The following is a 17,594-nucleotide window of genomic DNA, read 5'->3' as shown; positions in this document are numbered from 1 at the left end:
GCAAAGTAAAATCACCTAAAAAGAATTAGATAAACTTAAAAAACAAACTTATGCTAAAAGTATCTAAAGAACAATTACAGAAAGAAACTAATCAAGAGGCTAAAGACACGTTAATTGCTTCTACGATAGCAAACGAGAGTTTTTCTATTGATGCTGCCCTTGGCGATAGTGATGATTCAGACATTCTTTCTCCCGAAAATTATAAGTCTAATGGCAATCGCATTGTAGCTGAATCAATACCACATATTTCGGAGGAAGAAAATCAAAAAAGGAAAGAGAACAGGAAGGATATGCTTGCTTCCAAAACGGCTGAACCTGTTGATTTCGCTTACGAAAGAGCCATAGGAAATAATGATTCTTTGTACAGTAATTTTATTGAACTCATTGCAATTACTAAAAGAAAAGTCGCCAGAATAGTGATTAAAGAAAATGGTAAAAAAACTGGTTTTGCTACTGGTTTTATGGTTTCTAAAAACTTAATGCTTACCAATTGGCACGTTTTTAAGACTAAGGAAATGGCAACCGAAAGCGAGGCTCATTTTTTTTATGAGTATGACAATTTAGGACATCCTATTGATCCCGTTATATTTAAAATGGATGCCACAAAATTCTATAACAATGAAGAACTCGATTATTGCTTTGTTGGAATAGCGCCTACCGATGTAGACAATAAATATTCTTTAGATAAAATTGGTTATTTATATCTAGATCGGCTAGTAGGTAAAATTGGAGAGGTAAATGTTGAAAAACTTAACATTATTCATCATCCTTTGGGAGATTATAAACAGTTGTCTATCAGAGAAAATTTGTTTGTTGGTATAGATGATTTCAAAATTTATTACAAAACAGATACAGCTCAGGGAAGCAGCGGAAGTCCGGTGTTTAATGACCAGTGGCAGGTCGTAGGTCTTCATCATAAGAGTATTGCAAAAATGACCGAAGACGGAAAACACTATCTTGATAAAGATGGTAATTTAATCCCAGAATATGATGGTAAAATTGACATTACCAAAGTGGTCTGGCTTAAAAATGAAGGAATCAGAATTAGTGCAATTTTAAAGCAGGTGAGAGAAAAAAATCCTAATGACCCCATAATTACAGCAATTGAGCAATTACCCCAAAAAGAAATTTTGCATTTTTCGATTAATGATACAGTTGTAGATACTGAACAAAAAAAAATAGTAAACCAAGACGTTATGGAAAATAATAGCAAGAACATTTTAATAAGTGTCCCTGTTGATGCTTTGAGCAGTGAAAAAACTATAGATATCAGTTTGTCAACTAAAAAAATAGCTGCAGTTGGAGTTTCAGAACCAAAAGGCAATAATCCCGATAATAAAATTTCTGATGAGGTCTTTAAAACGGGTAAAGAAGACGGGATGGATTTTAGTGCTTGTATTGGATATAGCGCGGATTTTCTTGGGATAAATGTTCCAATGCCAATACCCAAAAAAGGAAGTGATATTGAAGAGGAAATAGCGAAGCTAAAGGACAAATCAATAATACTTAAGTATTTTAATTACAGTGTTATTTTTAATGGCGTCAGAAAAATGCCTTTAATAAGTGCTGTGAATGTATCGGGCGATCCCGCACTTCGAATAGATGATACAGAACGCAGCGATGACTGGCTTCGTGATGCGAGGATAGATAAATCCTGCCAGCTTGACGATAAGTTTTATGCAAAATCTAATTTTGACAAAGGCCATATGAGTCGATATCAGGATGCTAAATGGAATATTCCTGCTTCAAAAGATAATGAGTTGCGTAATGGTATTTATACTTGTTTTTATTCCAATGCATGTCCACAAGTTCCAGGATTGAATCGTGCAGGTGGAGTTTGGGGAAAACTTGAAAAAGCAGTTTTAGAAAAAGGGGTTAAAAGACAAACTGACAACGACGAAACTAAAATGACTGTTTTTAACGGACCAATTTTCGATAAAAAAACAGACAAAATTTTCAGAGGCGTGAGAACACCAATGGATTTTTTTAAAATAATTGTGTGGATTGATGACGCAGACAATTTAAAAGCCACAGCCTTTAGATTATCTCAAAAATTGCTGGTGAGTAATATTCATTTTGATGAAAGTTTGCGAGAGGATTTAGAAGCACTTGATATAGACCAGGTAGTAGAATTTAAAAATTACCAATGCACTATTAAAAGTATCAGTGAAGCAACAGAAATTGATTTTCAAGGATTAGAAGAATTCGATACGTTCAGACCAAATAATGGTGAAGAAAGTTTGATTCTGACGGATGAAAAATCAATAGTGCTTTAGAGTTGGTTCTGTTCATTTTTATAATTTTAAAAAAGCAATTTTATGCCAAAAAACTTAGTAATCTGTTGTGATGGGACAGATAATAAGCTGACCATCAATGAAAACACAAATGTGCTGCATTTGTACAGTTGTCTTGAAAAAAGTGACGAACAGATAACTTATTATCATCCTGGAGTCGGAACAATTACTCCCAGTGGCGCCAAAAATTGGTTAGTTAGAAAATGGAATATCATGAAAGATCTTGTGTCTGCATCGAGTCTTGAGGACAATGTAAAGGATGCTTATCTTTTTTTAATGGAAAACTATCAAGATGGTGACAAAATTTTTCTTTTTGGCTTTAGCCGTGGCGCCTATACAGTCAGAATGTTAAGTGGAGTAATCGAAATGTTTGGCTTATTACAAAAAGGGAACTATGCACATTTAAGATATGCTCTTGAAATTTATGTAAAGGGAGATAAGATGCATCAGATAGCAAACGCTTTTCGTTCCAGATTCTCTAGAGAAATTGATATTCATTTCATAGGCATATGGGATACTGTTGTTGCCGCTGGAGGATTGATAAACTATTACAAAAGCTTTCCCTATTCAAGAAGTTTAGGTATTGCGAAAACAGTAAGACACGCGATTTCTATAGATGAGAGAAGAAAGCATTATGATTTTTATGAAGTTTCAGAATTGCATACAAACTGTAAGCAAGTTCTTTTTGCAGGCGTACATTCTGATGTAGGAGGTTCTTATCCCATTGAAGGTTTGTCTAAGTTAGCTTTAGAATGGATGCTGGGTGAAGCTTCTAATCAGGAATTAAAACTTTTAAAAAAGAAAGTTGACTACTATGTATATGGTATAAATTCTAAGTATCAAAAGCCCGATTATACACTTGAAATACACAACTCGCTTTCAATTGGTTTTAAACTATTTGATTTCATACCAAGAGCCCGATATAAAAAAGGCAGCGGTTATCATGATATGATTTTAGATTTTAGATTGTGGCCGCTACGAAAATTCGAACAAGGCACTTTTATCCATAAAAGTGTAATTGATAAAATAACTACCAGTAAATATAAACCTGCCAATTTGAATTTGCTAAATGATAATTTTGAAACTGTAACGAATCAGGTAATAAAGTATTGATAGGGGGTAAAATAAAAATATTCTAGTAAAACTTAATAATTAATTTATGGGAAATCAACAAAATATTTCAGAATCGAATCCCAAACTTTGGTTTTCACTAATAGGTCGAATCATTTTTACACTTTCAATCGTTGCGTTATTTTTTACATTATGGGAAATAACAAATTCTTTTAATTTGAAGAATATCCATACTGAATTAAACTGTATAGAAGGATGTAAAGAAGTTCACTATAAAATTTTTGATGTGATTGCATACTGTGCTTGGACAATTGGCCCTCCGGTTTGGTTTATGTTCGAATATGTGTGGTTGTTTCCTAAAAAATATAAATTTGATTCTGATCAATTAAATGATCTCAAATATGTTCATGAATTGGGAAGTAAAGTTTGGGCCGCTTTTGTAATTTGCATTACAGTCATACTTTATATAAAATATCGTGACAGTATATTTATTAAATAAGTAAGATGTATAATTTGTCTGAGCACTTTGTGGCAGAAAAGATATCAAGTACACAAGGTTGAACGTATACTTTTCCCATAATAATTAACAAATCTACTAATACTAGTAAACTTTAGTTATCATTTCATCTATAGGCAAACGAACTTTTTTTGTAGCTGCCATATAGTCTTTTTCCGAATCCCGATATCCTAAAGCGAGTATAACTGTAGAATGCAACCCTTTTTCTTTCAAACCCAAAACCTCATCGATAATGGCGGCATTAAATCCTTCGATAGGAGTGGCATCCACTTTCAATTCTGCCGCGGCAATAAGCGCAGTTCCTAGTGCAATATAAGCCTGTTTGGCCGCCCAAAGGGCTTTTTGCTCTGCGTTAATAGAGCTAAAATAGGAATGCAATCCATTTCTAAATCCTGATAAGGCACCAGCATCAAGACCTCTTTGCTTTTCTGTCATTGCCATGTAATTGTCAATGTAAGTCGAAGTCATGTCATTGAATGCAGCAAAAACCAACAAATGAGAGCAAGAGCTAATCTGTCCATTATACGAATCAGCACCTAATTTTTTTTGGATTTCTGGGTTGCTTACAACAAAAACACGGTAAGATTGCAGGCCACAAGATGATGCTGAAAGATTTATAGCCTCTAAGATCTGATCAATCTTCTCTTCTGTTACTTTAATGTTATTGTAAGCTTTTGTGGCGTAGCGCCATTTTAAATTTTCTATCAAATTCATTACTATGTCTATCTTAAATTTTGGCAAATATAAATTTATTTGTTTTGTTTTTCGAGGCTTGAATTGCTATGGGAAACTTCAAATCAATCATATCCTAGTTCTCTAAAGAATAATTATCTGTTTTCTTTCAATATTTTATTTGTAAAAAGATTAATAATCTATAAATATGTATTAAAAAAGAATAATTAACTGTATTTTTTAGTTTCATAGGATATTAAATCTTTTGTTTTAAAATTTGCAGGGTAAAAAAACTAAACCTTGTCATCAGATGAAAGCGAACATACAAGAAGATTTAAGAATAAGCGAAAAGGAGGATATTGAAAACACCCAGAATACAATCAAGAATGATTTTGCATTCACACTAAAGAGCACTTGTTTAGATGAAAATTATCACCCCTCAAGTAAAACGCGTTTAACAACCAATTTTGCCAACTTGGCCAGAGGAGCTAATCGTCAGCAAAACTTACACAATGCATTAAATATGATTAACAATCGATTCAATTCTTTGGCTCATTTGGATAATCCAAAAGCGGATCGTTACCATGTGGAACTTGAAATCCTCACAGTAACAATGAGTATTGATGATAAGAACGGTAGTAACGATCTACCTATGATTGAAGTTTTAAAAACAAATATTATTGACCGTAAGACTGGCCAGCAAATCGAAGGAGTTGCCGGAAATAATTATTCCTCTTATGTTCGGGATTATGATTTCAGTATTTTATTGATTGAGCACAATAAAAATAAAGCTAATTTTTCTATTCCTGAAAATTTTGGTGATTTGCACGGAAAACTTTATAAGTGTTTTGTGAGTTCAGTCACTTATAAAGAGCACTTTAAGATGTCACCGATCATTTGTCTAAGTGTATCGAGTAACAAAACGTATACTCGCACGGAGTATCAGCATCCGGTTCTGGGTTTTGAGTATCTGCAGAATGAGTATTCTCTCACTGATGAATATTTCTCTAAAATGGGTTTAAAAGTTCGTTTTTTCATGCCTCCAAATAGTGTGGCACCGATGGCTTTTTATCATTCAGGAGATCTGCTTGCTGATTATACTGATCTTGGACTAATTAGCTCAATCAGCACAATGGAGACTTTTCAGAAGATTTATCGCCCTGAAATTTACAATGCAAATTCAGTGGCTGGGAAAATCTATCAACCTAGTCTTAAACACGAAGACTATTCACTGACTCGCGTGGATTATGACCGCGAAGAGCGCAGCCGACTGGCTGTTGAACAAGGTAAATATGCAGAAGAGCATTTCATTAAGCCTTACAAAAGTCTCTTGGAACAATGGTCTGCTAATTTTACCCTTTAATTGATTACAACGCACTAAAATTATACTGTTATGAAGAAATTATTATTACCCACCTCTATTGTTGGAAGTTTACCTAAACCTGCCTGGCTTGCACCACCTGAAAAACTTTGGTCACCATGGAAATTAGAAGGCAATCAGCTACTTGAAGGAAAACAAGATGCGTTGCGCATTTCTCTGCAGGAACAACAATTGGCAGATCTAGATATCATTTGTGATGGCGAGCAGACACGCCAGCATTTTGTAACGACTTTTATCGAGCATTTAAGCGGTGTAGATTTTGAAAATCGTAAAACGGTAAAAATCCGTAACCGTTATGACGCGAGTGTTCCAGTGGTGGTAGGTGAGGTTGCACGTCAAAAGGCAGTTTTTGTTGAAGATGCTAAATTTTTACGTAAACAGACTAATAAGCCTATAAAATGGGCATTGCCAGGCCCGCTGACAATGGTAGATACCTTGTACGACGATCACTATAAAAGCCGAGAAAAATTGGCGTGGGAATTTGCGAAAGCACTCAATGAAGAAGCAAGAGAACTTCAAGACGCAGGGGTAGATATTATCCAGTTTGATGAACCTGCATTTAATGTATTCTTTGATGAGGTAAACGATTGGGGAATGGCAGCATTAGAAAGAGCCATTGAAGGTTTACACTGTCAAACTGCGGTTCATATTTGCTATGGTTATGGAATACAGGCAAATACTGATTGGAAAAAGACATTAGGTTCAGAGTGGCGACAATACGAAGAAATTTTTCCGAAAATTCAAAAATCTAAAATTGATGTGGTGTCTTTAGAATGTCACAACTCCAATGTGCCTTTAAATTTAATGGAACTTGTTCGCGGTAAAAAAGTAATGGTAGGTGCCATTGATGTGGCAACCAACACTATCGAAACACCAGAAGAAGTAGCCGCTACCTTGCGTAAAGCTCTTGAGTTTGTAGATGCCGAAAATCTTTACCCTTCTACAAATTGCGGTATGGCCCCGCTATCTAGAAACGTAGCTAGAGGCAAGTTAAGTGCTTTAAGCGCTGGAGCAGAAATTATACGTAAAGAACTTGGGATTTAGTCTCAATATATTAATAATGGAGTCCGTGCCTCCACGGAGGAATAATATTTAAAACACATTGAAGAAATTATTAGAAGTATTAAAAAAAGCAGGTTTCGACGGTTTCCTGTTAATGATAGCCACCATGATTCTGATGGCTTATTTTTTGCCAAAGCCAGGCATGGTCAAAGAACCTGTTTCGCTGGAGGAGATTGCTAATGTTGGTGTTTCCTTGATTTTCTTGTTTTATGGCATGCGACTGAGTGTTGAGAAACTAAAAGCCGGACTTTCTAACTGGAAAATGCACATTGTCGTCCAGTTGACAACCTTTTTATTTTTTCCGCTCATTGTCTTGGCATTTCGCCCGTTGTTTGTCAATAATGGCTTCGAGCTGCTTTGGCTGGGTGTATTTTTTCTGGCAGCATTGCCGTCCACAGTTTCTTCTTCGGTGGTCATGGTTTCGATCGCTAAGGGAAACATTCCCGCAGCTATTTTCAATGCGAGTATTTCCAGCTTGATCGGAGTAGTGGTTACGCCGCTCTGGGTTGGACTTTTTATAGCTTCTGCGACAGGCGATTTTGATGTTACTCAAATTGTCATAAAGTTGATTCTTCAAGTTTTGTTGCCTGTCATTATTGGTATAAGTCTCAATTCCCGTTTCGGCGCCATTGCCGAAAAATACAAGAAACAGCTCAAATATTTCGATCAGGCAGTTATTCTAACGATTATTTACACGTCGTTTTGCAAGTCATTTTCCGAACATCTTTTTGAAGGCTTCACCGCCCTTGAACTTGCAGGACTCGCTGCAGGGATGATGGCGTTGTTTTTTTCCGTATTCTTTTGTGTCGGACTACTCAGCCGCCTGCTTGGTTTTTCAGTTGAAGATCGTATTACTGTCTTATTCTGCGGATCTAAAAAATCATTGGTACACGGCACCGTTATGTCAAAAGTACTTTTTCAGCACAGTACCATCACCGGGATCGTATTGCTGCCCCTGATGCTTTACCATGCCTTGCAATTGATTGCCGCTAGTATTATCGCTCAGGGTATGGCTCGACGAAAAGAAGTATAATAAGATTTTTGTATTGTTTTTGGTTATATTTGAAGAATTTTATTCTGTCTTATAAATAAATTAAACCAAAATATTCTATGGAACAAATAGACGATATTGATCTTCAGTTATTAAATATACTACACGATAATTCTAAATACACTGTAAAAGAGCTTGCTAAAATGGTAAATCTTTCAGCATCGCCTGTTTTTGAGCGAATTAAAAGATTAGAAAACAATGGCTATATTAAAAAATATATTGCCCTGCTTGATGCAGAAAAATTAAATAGAGGTTTCATTGTTTTCTGCAATATCAAACTTAAACAGCACGATCGTAATATCGGGAATCAATTTGTTAGTGATATTATGAAAATAGAAGAAGTTGTGGAATGTTATAATATCTCAGGTGATTACGATTTTTTAATGAAAGTTTCTGCCAAAGACATGAAGCATTATCAGGATTTTGTCTTTAATAAATTAGGCTCAGTTGAAAGCATAGGGAGTACCCAAAGCACCTTTGTTATGTCGGAGATAAAAAATCTGTATGGATAGTTCCGTGATGGCTTATTTATTTGAAATTCGCCTTAGCTTTTGTGACAAAAAATGTATTAAGTCCATTTTGAAATTATTTTATATTGAACATCAAAAAACTGCGATAAAACAAAAGAGAAAAAAAAATCTATATTCTTAACGGGACTTCTAATCATTGTTCAGCTCCAAATAAACCTTTAATGAAGCCACTTTTAGATTGTTTATTTCAAACAGTCTAAGGATTTCTCCTGAAAAACTCAAATCATAAACGTTAGGCCGTAAAGACTTGAAAAACTTACATATTTGTGTATAAAAAAAGAGATAACTATTTGTTAGTTGCCTCTTTAAGTGACTCTACGATACAAATTCCAAATCATTTTATGAATGATTTAAAGAAATTTGCTTATTTCTAGCTGAATTTGTAAGATAATTATTTAATCTTTTAGTTGGTAGCGGTTTTTTCTGTATCGGAAGAGTTAGATGTTAAAAATCGTTAATTAGATAAACATATGATTTTATAGAATTGATTTGTGTTTACAAATTTCAGTAATAAATTTTTGATTGTAAAAATTCAAAGCATTAGAACTAAATTTAAATAATAATTAGGAAAATATTTGTTTCAAAAATTTATAGATGATAATTAAAAAGAAATACGTGATCATTTTATTTTCACAACCACTTTTCCTTTTGCATGCCCACTTTGCATATATTCAAAAGCATCGTTGGTCTGTTCAAAAGGGAATACTTTATCCACAACCGGTTTAATTTCGTTAGAATCGATTAAATTACCTATTTGTTCCAGTTGTCTTCCGTTGGCCTTCATGAATAAAAAAGAATAATTGATATTTAATTTTTTAGCCCTATTGCGAATTTTCAGGCTGGTTAACCAAAGGATAAAACGTATTACTGCTGATGCGCCAATTGATTTTGCAAACTCTGGAGTTGGAGGTCCTGAAATTGAAATAATTCTACCTTCGGGTTTTAAAATTGTCAATGATTTTTCAAGCGTTTTAGCATCCTGGCTGTTAAGCACTACATCATAATCTTTAAGAATATTTTCAAAGTTATCCTTTTTATAATCTATTATAATATCAGCTCCAAGGGCTTTCAGCATGTCAAAATTCTTTTCGCTAGCTGTCGTGGCGACAAATGCCCCAAGATGTTTGGCAAACTGAATTGCTATTGTGCCAACTCCGCCAGAACCGGCCTGAATAAAAACTTTTTGGCCTTTATGAAGTTTTGTTTTTTCGACGAATGTCTGCCATACGGTTAGCCCAACTAATGGAATTGATGCTGCCTGCTCCATTGATATATTTTTAGGTTTTAGTGCCAGATCATTTTCATTCACAGCTATATATTCTGCAAAAGAACCGATATGAAAATCGGCTGCTCGTCCATAAATCTGATCTCCAATTTTAAAGCGAGTGACTTTAGAACCGGTTTCCACTATTATTCCTGCAATATCGTGACCTAATATTAAAGGTAATTGGTAAGGAAGGATTAACTTGAAATCTCCATTTTTTATTTTTAAGTCCAACTGGTTGATGCTGGCAGCATGAATTTCCACCAATACCTCATAATCTCCAATTTTAGGTATTTTTACATCGCTGAGAAATAATTTTTCTGTTTTGCCGTATTTAGGTAAGATGTATGCTTTCATATTTTTTTAGATGTTATCAGCAAGATTTAGTTCTAGATCTCCATTCTGCTGGAGTCCTCTTTCAAATAGATTTTTAATACGACCGCGTGCTTCCGGCTCCTCGAGTGAAGCAAAGAATTTAACCTGTGTGTCTAAAATTTCTTCGTTTGAAGCAAGTTTAGCTCTTTGGTTCATAATTTCTTTTATGGCAGCAATTGGTTTTTTGTCAAATGAATCTATTCGTTTTGCAAATTTTTCAACATATTCATCCAGTTTATGGTCTGGAATTGAGCGGTTTACCCAGCCATATAAAGCGGCTGTATCTGCATCAAAATCTTTACCGCTTAAAATAATTTCAAGGGCTCGACTGCGTCCTGTAAGGAGATGCAGTCGTTCAAGTCCGCCACCACCAGGAAATGAACCGATACCTATTTCTACCTGAGCCAAGAACGCCTTCTCCTTGCTGGCGAAGCGTAAATCAAATGCTTGTGCAAATTCACTTCCAAGTCCTCTTGCACGGCCTCGGATCGAAGCTATGGTCACAAAAGGGGCAAGTTCCAGTCTGCGTGCAATATCCGGCCATGCTATCGAAAGACCTGTTTTTCCGGTTCCTTTTGGAAAGTTCCCAACATTGAGCAGTTCAACATGGGCAACAAAAAAGTCTGGATTTTCACTCTCAAAGACTACAACTTTCAGGTTTTCATTTGACTCCAGTTCGTCCATCACAGTTATTAGCTGTTTTGAAAATTCGGTATCAAACATGTTAATAGGAGGATTGTTGAAACTGATTTTCCAGTATCCATTTGTAATTTTGTGTGTCGTAAAAATCATAATTTAGTCATTTTGGTTAATTTTTTGTAATTTTACTTGCAAATTGAAAGTACAAATATAAATAAATATACTTGCAAAATGCAAGTATAAAAAAAATAATGAAAGAAATAAAAAAAAGGTCGGGCTGTCCGGTGAGCAGTTCACTTGATTTGTTAGGAGATAAATGGTCACTTTTAATTGTCCGTGACCTGATGTATTATAAGAAGTGTACTTATGGTGATTTTTTGAAATCGGAAGAAAAAATTGCTACTAATATCCTTGCATCTAGATTGTTAACTCTTGAAGAAGGAGGGATTATTGTAAAGCAGGATCACCCTGAAAGCAAAGTGAAATTTTTATATCAACTCTCTGAGAAGGGGATTGATTTGCTTCCTGTATTAATTGAGATGTATATTTGGGGTGAAAAGTATTTTATACTTTCTGAGCATCATATTGAATTTTTGAGAGAGATCAAGAAAGATAAACAGGCTTTTATAGATAAGCTGACCGATAAAATGAAAAAGATGATTGTTTAAAAAGAACTACACTCAGATAGATGAGACCGAGGCTAAAATTATTTTGAAGTTGCTATATTTAGTATCAAAAAATTGCAATAAACCAAAAGAGAAAAAAAATCCTATATCCTTAACGGGGTTTCGAATCATCCATCGTTCAGCTTCGATTAAATCTCTAATAGCGCCACTTTAAGACTGTTTATTTCAAACAGATTAAGAATTCCTTATTAAAAAATCGAACCGCAAATGTTAGGTTGAAGGTTTGAAAAATCTACATATTTGTGTATAAAAAAAGAGACAACTATTAACTAGTTGTCTCTTTTAGTGACCTCGACTGGAAATAAACATGTGTCATAATGCATTGTAAATCAGTGTTGTTTTTTTAGTATTGGGAAGTTTATGGGAAGTTTTAATATTTAATTTGTTTTTTGCGATCCGATATTAATTTGAGTTTGGTTGTTTACTCTATTCATTTGTTGTCCTTCAATAGGTGGATTAAAAAAGGCTGAGCCTATATTTACTTTAGTATACCCATTCCTTTGTAAAAAATGCGTAATTTCTAAAGCATAGTTGTAAGCCTCAACATCTCCATTTACACTTGAAATTTCTATTATCTCATTTTTATCATTAAGAAACTCAAATAATTGTTTTTTAACATCAAAGTTTAAAATCCTCGGTTGCGGCTTTACGCCAATAGTTACACTTTGCGCAGTTATACCTCCGGTTTGATGATTACTGGTAATGTTAACAATAGGTTGAGCTTTGACTGAATCTACCTTTTGTGCTGAAGGGTTTTTATATGAAAATTTACTATTTGTAGGTGTTTTTGTCTGTTGAAATGAGTTTGCAGGTTTTCTATCTCTAATAAAAGTATCCTTTTTTATTTCGATATGGTTTTCGTCTTGTTTTTTATTCGTTGAATCAGTCTGTATGATGGGATATTTTTTTTCGGAATTAAACTCAATACCAAATAGTTTGATATGACGATCAGTAAATAGCCCTACTGAAACTATTAAACACAATAGTATAAATATTAAAAATAATAGTATAATAATAACCTTACTCTTAATTAAATCTGCACTCCAATGTTTTTCCATTTTTTAGTTTTCTATAGTTAAATAATAATTTAAAGATTCATTTTAATGACCCTGCTAAAATTATTGGGAAGTTTGTGGGAAGTTAATAAATAAAACTAATGTTTTGTTTTAGTGCTTATTTTGTTTATTTATTTGATATTCAGTTTTTTACGTTCTATGTAGTACGTAAGGTTTGAATATAAAAAAATAAATCCCTACATATCAGATATATAGGGATTTTAAGTGACCCCGACGGGACAAATTTCAACATTTTTTTTGGATGATTTGAAGAAATTGGCTTATTATATGTAGTCACTTGTCTCCCAGTGGCTTAATGAATTTGGTTTAGATGTCCCGTTGGGGATTGAAGGAAAATGCAGCTTCAAAAAACAAATCGCTAACCTCTTTTATTAAAACCGCCTTAGCTTGTGTAACAAAATTGGAGGCAGTTCTACACCTGCGAGGGCGTGTTTTGTCATGCACATTCCAGCCCAAATTTATTGTGGCAAAAAAAGTAGTAGCTATGTAATATATACTATCGATTTGATTCAAGTTCTTTAAAAGCATTTTTAATAAATCCTTCCTTATCAGCATTCATTTGTGCCAGCAATTCCTTTCTTTTTTCAGGAATGTCGGTATACTTTTCTGCCCAAAGATTAATTTCAACAATTATTGGAATTAAATCCATTCCTTTCTGTGTCAATTGATATAGTACTTTGGCTTTACTGTCGGGATGCTCCAGTTTCTGAATAATTCCGTTTTCTTCTAATGAAAGCAGTCGAGCAGCCAAAATGTTAGTTGCGATCTTCTCATCAGATTTTGCCAATTCGCCATAGGTACATTTTTTTTTAAGCATTAAATCTCTCACAATCAACAGCGACCACTTGTCACCAAAGGCTTCAAGTGAAAAACTTACTGGGCAGTCTGATCTCTTTTTTTGAGTTTTCATAAAATAAATTTAAAATCACTTGCTTTTTGCAAGTAAATATATTTATATTTGCACTTGCATTTTGCAAGCAAATATAGGGATAATAAACTAAATAGAAAAATTATGGAATTAAAAGGTAAGACAATTTTGATTACAGGTGGCTCTGCCGGAATCGGATTAGAGGCTGCAAAACAATTCATTACAGAAGGCGCTAAAGTAATTATTACAGGAAGAGATCAGAAAAAATTAGATCTTGCCAAAAAAATGTATCCATCCATTACGACCATTAAAAGTGATGCGTCCAGCCAGGAAGCCGCGGTTGCTTTGTACAATCAAATTAATGAAATGGGTGGTATCGATATACTTTATAACAATGCCGGAATTATGAATGGCCAGGATAATTTAGGTTTCAGTAATTCAAAACATTTTGAAAAAGCTGCCATAGAAATTAATACTAACTACTTAGGAGTTATTCTCTTAAATGATCTTTTTCTGGATATGCTTAAAAGCAGAAAAGAAGCAGCTATTATCAATACATCATCGATATTGAGTTACACGCCGTCTAATCTTGTACCAACTTATTCAGCATCAAAAGCTGCGGTACGTTTTTATACAGAAGCATTACGAGATCATTTACAGATAATTGGAAGCAGAATAAAAATATTTGAATTATTGCCGCCGTTGGTAAAAACAAATATGTCTGAGGGAATGGAAGGTAAATCGATAACACCAGATGTGCTAATTGATGCTTTAATAAAAGGATTAAAAAACAATACGTACACTATTCGTGTTGGCGATACAAAAGCGATTTATCTGTTAAATAGATTTTTACCAAAGTTAGCTTACAAGTTATTGAATCATAAAGGTATTACGGCCAGATTGCAATCTTAATTTGTATAAAAATATTTAACTGAATAAAAAATGAACAGTGTTCATTTTATTTTATATCTTTGTCCTTAGTAAGCCTTGAATAAAATAAGTATGAGTACAATTGATAGAAAAGCAAAAGAAAAAGAAGCTTTAAAAGCCCTGATATTAAAAGGTGCTAAAAAGCTTTTTGTTGAAAAAGGAATTGAACATACTACCATAAGAAACATTGCTGAAGAAATTAACTACAGTGTAGGTACTGTTTATGTTTATTTTAAAGATAAAAATGATATTCTCCATGATCTTCATACAATAGGTTTTCAGGAATTAGATAGTTATTTTATGGAGTTATATACTATAGAAGATCCGAAGGAAAGATTAAAGAAAATGGGATTTTCCTATATCAAATTTGCCATCGAAAATTCTGAAATGTATGATTTGATGTTTAATCTAAAAGCTCCAATAGAATTCCTGAAAGACTCCGAGAATGAAGATTGGGACGAAGGATGTACAGCATTTGGATTAGTTAAAAAAACTATTGAAGAATGTATTAACAAAGGTTATTTTAAAGGCCATAGTGTAGAGCCGTTGGCATTTATGGTTTGGAGTTTGGTACATGGTATGTGCTGTCTGGAAATTCACCAGAGAATTAAAAATGTAAATTTTACGAATCCCGATACCATTTTGTATGACGGATATAATGAATATTTAAAAATGATAGAAAAGCTTTAAAAATTTTTTTGCCTAAAAAAATGAACAACGTTCAAATAATAAACAACGTACAATAAATGAAAATTAAACTAACTTTTGCAATACTCTGTCTAGGATATTTAGGGTATGCACAGAACAAGCTGGAAACTTATATACAGACCGGTTTAAAAAATAACGAAGTAATCAGACAGCATAATTTTGACATTAATAAAAGCATGTATGCCTTAAAAGAAGCACGAGCTTTATTTTATCCAACAGTTTCCCTAAACGGAAGTTACACCAAGGCAGAAGGCGGAAGGACAATCGATATTCCGATTGGAGATATGCTGAATCCGGTATATAGTACTTTAAATCAGATTACCAATTCTAACGCTTTTCCAATGTTAGAAAATCAGTCGGTCTTGATAAATCCGGATAATTTTTATGATGCTAAAATTCATACCACGATGCCGCTTCTGAATTTTGAAATTATTTATAACAAAAGAATAAAAACCCAGCAGACGACGCTTCAAAAAATAGAACTCGAAATCTACCAAAGAGAGTTAGTAAAGGAAATTAAAATTGCCTATTACAAATACCTGCAGTCGGTTGAAGGAATTAAGATTTATGAAGATGCCCTGGCTTTGGTAAAAGAAAATCAAAGGGTAAATCAGGCTTTATTTAGAAATGAAAAAATAAACCGGACTGCCGTTTTACGAAGCGATAATGAGGTAATCCGCATTCAGGCCAATTTAGAAACCGCCAGACAAACCAGCAATAATGCCAGATCGTATTTTAATTTTTTATTGAATCAAAAACTTGATGCCGCAATAGAAACTGATGAGAGTGAAGTACCCCCAATAGAAGTCCTTTCAGAAAATACCCAAAATAGAGAAGAGTTGCAAAAGCTCACTCAGGCAAAAGAAATAAACGAAAATGTAAGCAAACTAACCAACTCGTACTGGCTGCCAAAAGTAAATGGTTTTGCTGATTTCGGAATTCAGGATTTTGATTTTGAAGCAGATAAAAACTCACGCTACTATTTTGCCGGAGTGGGGCTGGAGTGGAATATCTTTTCGGGCAACAAAAACAAATGGAAGCTGAAACAAGTTGAAGAAGACAGTAAAAAAATCATTTCACAAACTGATAATGTAAAACAGCAGTTACTGCTTCAGTTTCAGGTTTCACAGAACAATCTAAAATCGGCTTTAGAGCAATTCAATGCTGATAAAAATCAAAAACAGTCGGCCAAAAAATACAATGACGACATTACCAAATTGTACAAGGAAGGTCAGGCAATATATATAGAACTGCTGGATGCACAGAACCAATGGGTAAATGCGCAGCTTAATACTAATATTTCGCTTTATAACTCCTGGATTGCTTTTGCAGAATTAGAAAGAGCCAACGCCACTTTTACTTTTAACTAAAAACAAAAAACATGAAATTAACGATTCACAAATATCTAAAAAAACATATCGCAGCCTCCAAAAAAGGGTTGATTATATTGCTTGCTTTAACACTTTTTTACGCCTGTAAAGAAGAAAAAAAGGAAAATTCGCCCTTTGAAAGCACAGATGTTATCCCTATTAAAACAGCTCCGGTCGAATCTTTTGCTCTTAACAATACCATAAGCGCATCAGGTTTAGTAACAACAGAAAATCAGGCCAATTACGGATTTAAAATAGGAGGGATCATCAATCGTATTTATGTTGAAGAAGGCCAGTTTTTTAAGAAAGGACAGCTTTTGGCATCATTAGACGAAACAGAGATAAATGCCGGATTGAACCAAACAGATTTAAATCTAAAAAAGTACGAGCGTGATTATAAACGAGCAAGCAATTTGTACAAAGACAGTGTGTATACATTAGAACAGCTTCAGAATACCAAAACGGGTCTTGACATTGCTAAAAAGCAGAAAGATGCAGTGGCTTTTAATGCACGTTATTCTAAAATTTATGCTGCTGCAGATGGTTTTGTTTCGAAAAAAATAGCAAACGAAGGAGAAGTAGTTGGCGCAGGATCGCCAATTCTGGCTATAAATGAAACCAGCCAAAACAATAATTATCTGCTAAAAGTGGGATTGACAGACAAAGAATGGGCCGCGGTAAAAGTAGGGCAGAAAGCCACTGTAACGCTTGACGGTTATCCTGATGAAAAATTCGATGCCTTTATTTTTAGAAAATCGCAGGCGGCAGATGCGGCATTGGGCTCCTTTCAAGTCGAATTAAAAATGAGCCTTAAAAAAAGTAAACCAGCGGTGGGAATGTTTGGAAAAGCCGAAATAAAGGCAGAACAATCAGAAGATTTCATCATCATTCCGTACAATTCGCTTATTGAAGCTGACGGAAACAAAGCGTTTGTTTTTATTGTGGAAAACAACAAAGTAAAACGCCAACCGGTGACCATTAATAAATTTGAGAACAATAAAGTATTCATAAAAGAAGGTCTTCAGAAAACAGATCAGATTGTGATCTCCAACAGTGCTTATCTCAACGAACAATCAACTATCAAGATCATTAAATAATCA

At 34.2% G+C, this 17,594-nt stretch carries 17 protein-coding genes; 12 read left to right on the top strand and 5 right to left on the bottom strand.

What is annotated here, in order from left to right; all coding sequences use genetic code 11:
- The first annotated feature begins 50 nt into the window (after positions 1-50).
- From GQ47_RS01940 to GQ47_RS01930, 3 genes are read left to right on the top strand one after another with little or no spacing between them, the layout of a single operon-like run.
- Complete coding sequence (locus GQ47_RS01940) at positions 51-2,276, top strand: DNA/RNA non-specific endonuclease (RefSeq protein ID WP_035644164.1); 2,226 nt, start codon at positions 51-53, stop codon at positions 2,274-2,276.
- 42 nt (positions 2,277-2,318) lie between these two features.
- The gene (locus GQ47_RS01935; protein ID WP_051951286.1) at positions 2,319-3,407 is read left to right on the top strand and encodes a DUF2235 domain-containing protein; all 1,089 of its coding nucleotides are present in this window, start codon (positions 2,319-2,321) and stop codon (positions 3,405-3,407) included.
- Positions 3,408-3,453: 46 nt separating this feature from the next.
- Positions 3,454-3,864, top strand: coding sequence for a hypothetical protein (locus tag GQ47_RS01930; RefSeq protein ID WP_035644161.1), 411 nt, complete (start codon positions 3,454-3,456; stop codon positions 3,862-3,864).
- Positions 3,865-3,966: 102 nt separating this feature from the next.
- Here GQ47_RS01930 and GQ47_RS01925 read toward each other — a convergent pair whose 3' ends face one another.
- Positions 3,967-4,596, bottom strand: a complete 630-nt coding sequence (locus GQ47_RS01925; protein WP_035644159.1) for a nitroreductase family protein — start codon at positions 4,594-4,596, stop codon at positions 3,967-3,969.
- Positions 4,597-4,864: 268 nt separating this feature from the next.
- Here GQ47_RS01925 and GQ47_RS01920 point away from each other — a divergent pair, with 268 nt between their 5' ends.
- The 4 genes from GQ47_RS01920 to GQ47_RS01905 all read left to right on the top strand — a co-directional run bounded on the left by GQ47_RS01920 (position 4,865) and on the right by GQ47_RS01905 (position 8,560).
- Positions 4,865-5,917, top strand: a complete 1,053-nt coding sequence (locus GQ47_RS01920; RefSeq protein ID WP_202965007.1) for a DUF1852 domain-containing protein — start codon at positions 4,865-4,867, stop codon at positions 5,915-5,917.
- Between the two features lie 30 nt (positions 5,918-5,947).
- Positions 5,948-6,979, top strand: a complete 1,032-nt coding sequence (locus GQ47_RS01915) for a methionine synthase (protein WP_035644152.1) — start codon at positions 5,948-5,950, stop codon at positions 6,977-6,979.
- Positions 6,980-7,037: 58 nt separating this feature from the next.
- The gene (locus GQ47_RS01910; protein WP_035644150.1) at positions 7,038-8,030 is read left to right on the top strand and encodes a bile acid:sodium symporter family protein; all 993 of its coding nucleotides are present in this window, start codon (positions 7,038-7,040) and stop codon (positions 8,028-8,030) included.
- Between the two features lie 77 nt (positions 8,031-8,107).
- Positions 8,108-8,560 carry an Lrp/AsnC family transcriptional regulator gene (locus tag GQ47_RS01905; protein ID WP_035644147.1) on the top strand — a complete coding sequence of 151 codons (453 nt, stop codon included), beginning with the start codon at positions 8,108-8,110 and terminating at the stop codon, positions 8,558-8,560.
- 637 nt (positions 8,561-9,197) lie between these two features.
- On the opposite strand, the gene GQ47_RS01900 is transcribed toward GQ47_RS01905, so the two are convergent.
- Both GQ47_RS01900 and GQ47_RS01895 read right to left on the bottom strand, forming a co-directional pair.
- Positions 9,198-10,199, bottom strand: coding sequence for an NADP-dependent oxidoreductase (locus tag GQ47_RS01900; RefSeq protein ID WP_035644146.1), 1,002 nt, complete (start codon positions 10,197-10,199; stop codon positions 9,198-9,200).
- A 6-nt stretch (positions 10,200-10,205) separates the two neighbouring features.
- Positions 10,206-11,009 carry an enoyl-CoA hydratase/isomerase family protein gene (locus tag GQ47_RS01895; RefSeq protein ID WP_035644145.1) on the bottom strand — a complete coding sequence of 268 codons (804 nt, stop codon included), beginning with the start codon at positions 11,007-11,009 and terminating at the stop codon, positions 10,206-10,208.
- 98 nt (positions 11,010-11,107) lie between these two features.
- Here GQ47_RS01895 and GQ47_RS01890 point away from each other — a divergent pair, with 98 nt between their 5' ends.
- Positions 11,108-11,524, top strand: a complete 417-nt coding sequence (locus GQ47_RS01890) for a winged helix-turn-helix transcriptional regulator (RefSeq protein ID WP_035645081.1) — start codon at positions 11,108-11,110, stop codon at positions 11,522-11,524.
- Between the two features lie 395 nt (positions 11,525-11,919).
- On the opposite strand, the gene GQ47_RS01885 is transcribed toward GQ47_RS01890, so the two are convergent.
- Positions 11,920-12,600: a hypothetical protein gene (locus tag GQ47_RS01885; protein WP_035644143.1), complete on the bottom strand. Its 681-nt coding sequence runs from the start codon at positions 12,598-12,600 to the stop codon at positions 11,920-11,922.
- Positions 12,601-13,114: 514 nt separating this feature from the next.
- Positions 13,115-13,528, bottom strand: a complete 414-nt coding sequence (locus GQ47_RS01880) for a winged helix-turn-helix transcriptional regulator (RefSeq protein WP_035644141.1) — start codon at positions 13,526-13,528, stop codon at positions 13,115-13,117.
- A 102-nt stretch (positions 13,529-13,630) separates the two neighbouring features.
- On the opposite strand from GQ47_RS01880, the gene GQ47_RS01875 reads away from it, so the two are divergent.
- The 4 genes from GQ47_RS01875 to GQ47_RS01860 all read left to right on the top strand — a co-directional run bounded on the left by GQ47_RS01875 (position 13,631) and on the right by GQ47_RS01860 (position 17,591).
- Positions 13,631-14,398: an SDR family oxidoreductase gene (locus tag GQ47_RS01875; protein WP_035645078.1), complete on the top strand. Its 768-nt coding sequence runs from the start codon at positions 13,631-13,633 to the stop codon at positions 14,396-14,398.
- A 90-nt stretch (positions 14,399-14,488) separates the two neighbouring features.
- A complete protein-coding gene (locus GQ47_RS01870; RefSeq protein WP_035644139.1) occupies positions 14,489-15,106 on the top strand; it encodes a TetR/AcrR family transcriptional regulator in 618 nt (205 codons plus the stop codon).
- A 56-nt stretch (positions 15,107-15,162) separates the two neighbouring features.
- Entirely contained in the window at positions 15,163-16,494 is a 1,332-nt protein-coding gene (locus GQ47_RS01865) for a TolC family protein (RefSeq protein ID WP_035644137.1), read from the top strand.
- An 11-nt stretch (positions 16,495-16,505) separates the two neighbouring features.
- Positions 16,506-17,591: an efflux RND transporter periplasmic adaptor subunit gene (locus tag GQ47_RS01860; RefSeq protein ID WP_035644135.1), complete on the top strand. Its 1,086-nt coding sequence runs from the start codon at positions 16,506-16,508 to the stop codon at positions 17,589-17,591.
- Positions 17,592-17,594 lie beyond the last annotated feature (3 nt).

This window comes from Flavobacterium sp. ASV13, assembly GCF_000745775.1.
Taxonomy (GTDB): domain Bacteria; phylum Bacteroidota; class Bacteroidia; order Flavobacteriales; family Flavobacteriaceae; genus Flavobacterium.
Note: the sequence above shows the minus strand (reverse complement) of the source record. Positions and strands in the feature narration are given on the sequence as shown.

Coding starts and splice junctions, on each gene's coding strand:
- GQ47_RS01940 (WP_035644164.1), top strand. CDS start 51: ATGCTAAAAGTATCTAAAGAACAATTACAGAAAGAAACTAATCAAGAG.
- GQ47_RS01935 (WP_051951286.1), top strand. CDS start 2,319: ATGCCAAAAAACTTAGTAATCTGTTGTGATGGGACAGATAATAAGCTG.
- GQ47_RS01930 (WP_035644161.1), top strand. CDS start 3,454: ATGGGAAATCAACAAAATATTTCAGAATCGAATCCCAAACTTTGGTTT.
- GQ47_RS01925 (WP_035644159.1), bottom strand. CDS start 4,596: ATGAATTTGATAGAAAATTTAAAATGGCGCTACGCCACAAAAGCTTAC.
- GQ47_RS01920 (WP_202965007.1), top strand. CDS start 4,865: ATGAAAGCGAACATACAAGAAGATTTAAGAATAAGCGAAAAGGAGGAT.
- GQ47_RS01915 (WP_035644152.1), top strand. CDS start 5,948: ATGAAGAAATTATTATTACCCACCTCTATTGTTGGAAGTTTACCTAAA.
- GQ47_RS01905 (WP_035644147.1), top strand. CDS start 8,108: ATGGAACAAATAGACGATATTGATCTTCAGTTATTAAATATACTACAC.
- GQ47_RS01900 (WP_035644146.1), bottom strand. CDS start 10,199: ATGAAAGCATACATCTTACCTAAATACGGCAAAACAGAAAAATTATTT.
- GQ47_RS01895 (WP_035644145.1), bottom strand. CDS start 11,009: ATGATTTTTACGACACACAAAATTACAAATGGATACTGGAAAATCAGT.
- GQ47_RS01890 (WP_035645081.1), top strand. CDS start 11,108: ATGAAAGAAATAAAAAAAAGGTCGGGCTGTCCGGTGAGCAGTTCACTT.
- GQ47_RS01885 (WP_035644143.1), bottom strand. CDS start 12,600: ATGGAAAAACATTGGAGTGCAGATTTAATTAAGAGTAAGGTTATTATT.
- GQ47_RS01880 (WP_035644141.1), bottom strand. CDS start 13,528: ATGAAAACTCAAAAAAAGAGATCAGACTGCCCAGTAAGTTTTTCACTT.
- GQ47_RS01875 (WP_035645078.1), top strand. CDS start 13,631: ATGGAATTAAAAGGTAAGACAATTTTGATTACAGGTGGCTCTGCCGGA.
- GQ47_RS01870 (WP_035644139.1), top strand. CDS start 14,489: ATGAGTACAATTGATAGAAAAGCAAAAGAAAAAGAAGCTTTAAAAGCC.
- GQ47_RS01865 (WP_035644137.1), top strand. CDS start 15,163: ATGAAAATTAAACTAACTTTTGCAATACTCTGTCTAGGATATTTAGGG.
- GQ47_RS01860 (WP_035644135.1), top strand. CDS start 16,506: ATGAAATTAACGATTCACAAATATCTAAAAAAACATATCGCAGCCTCC.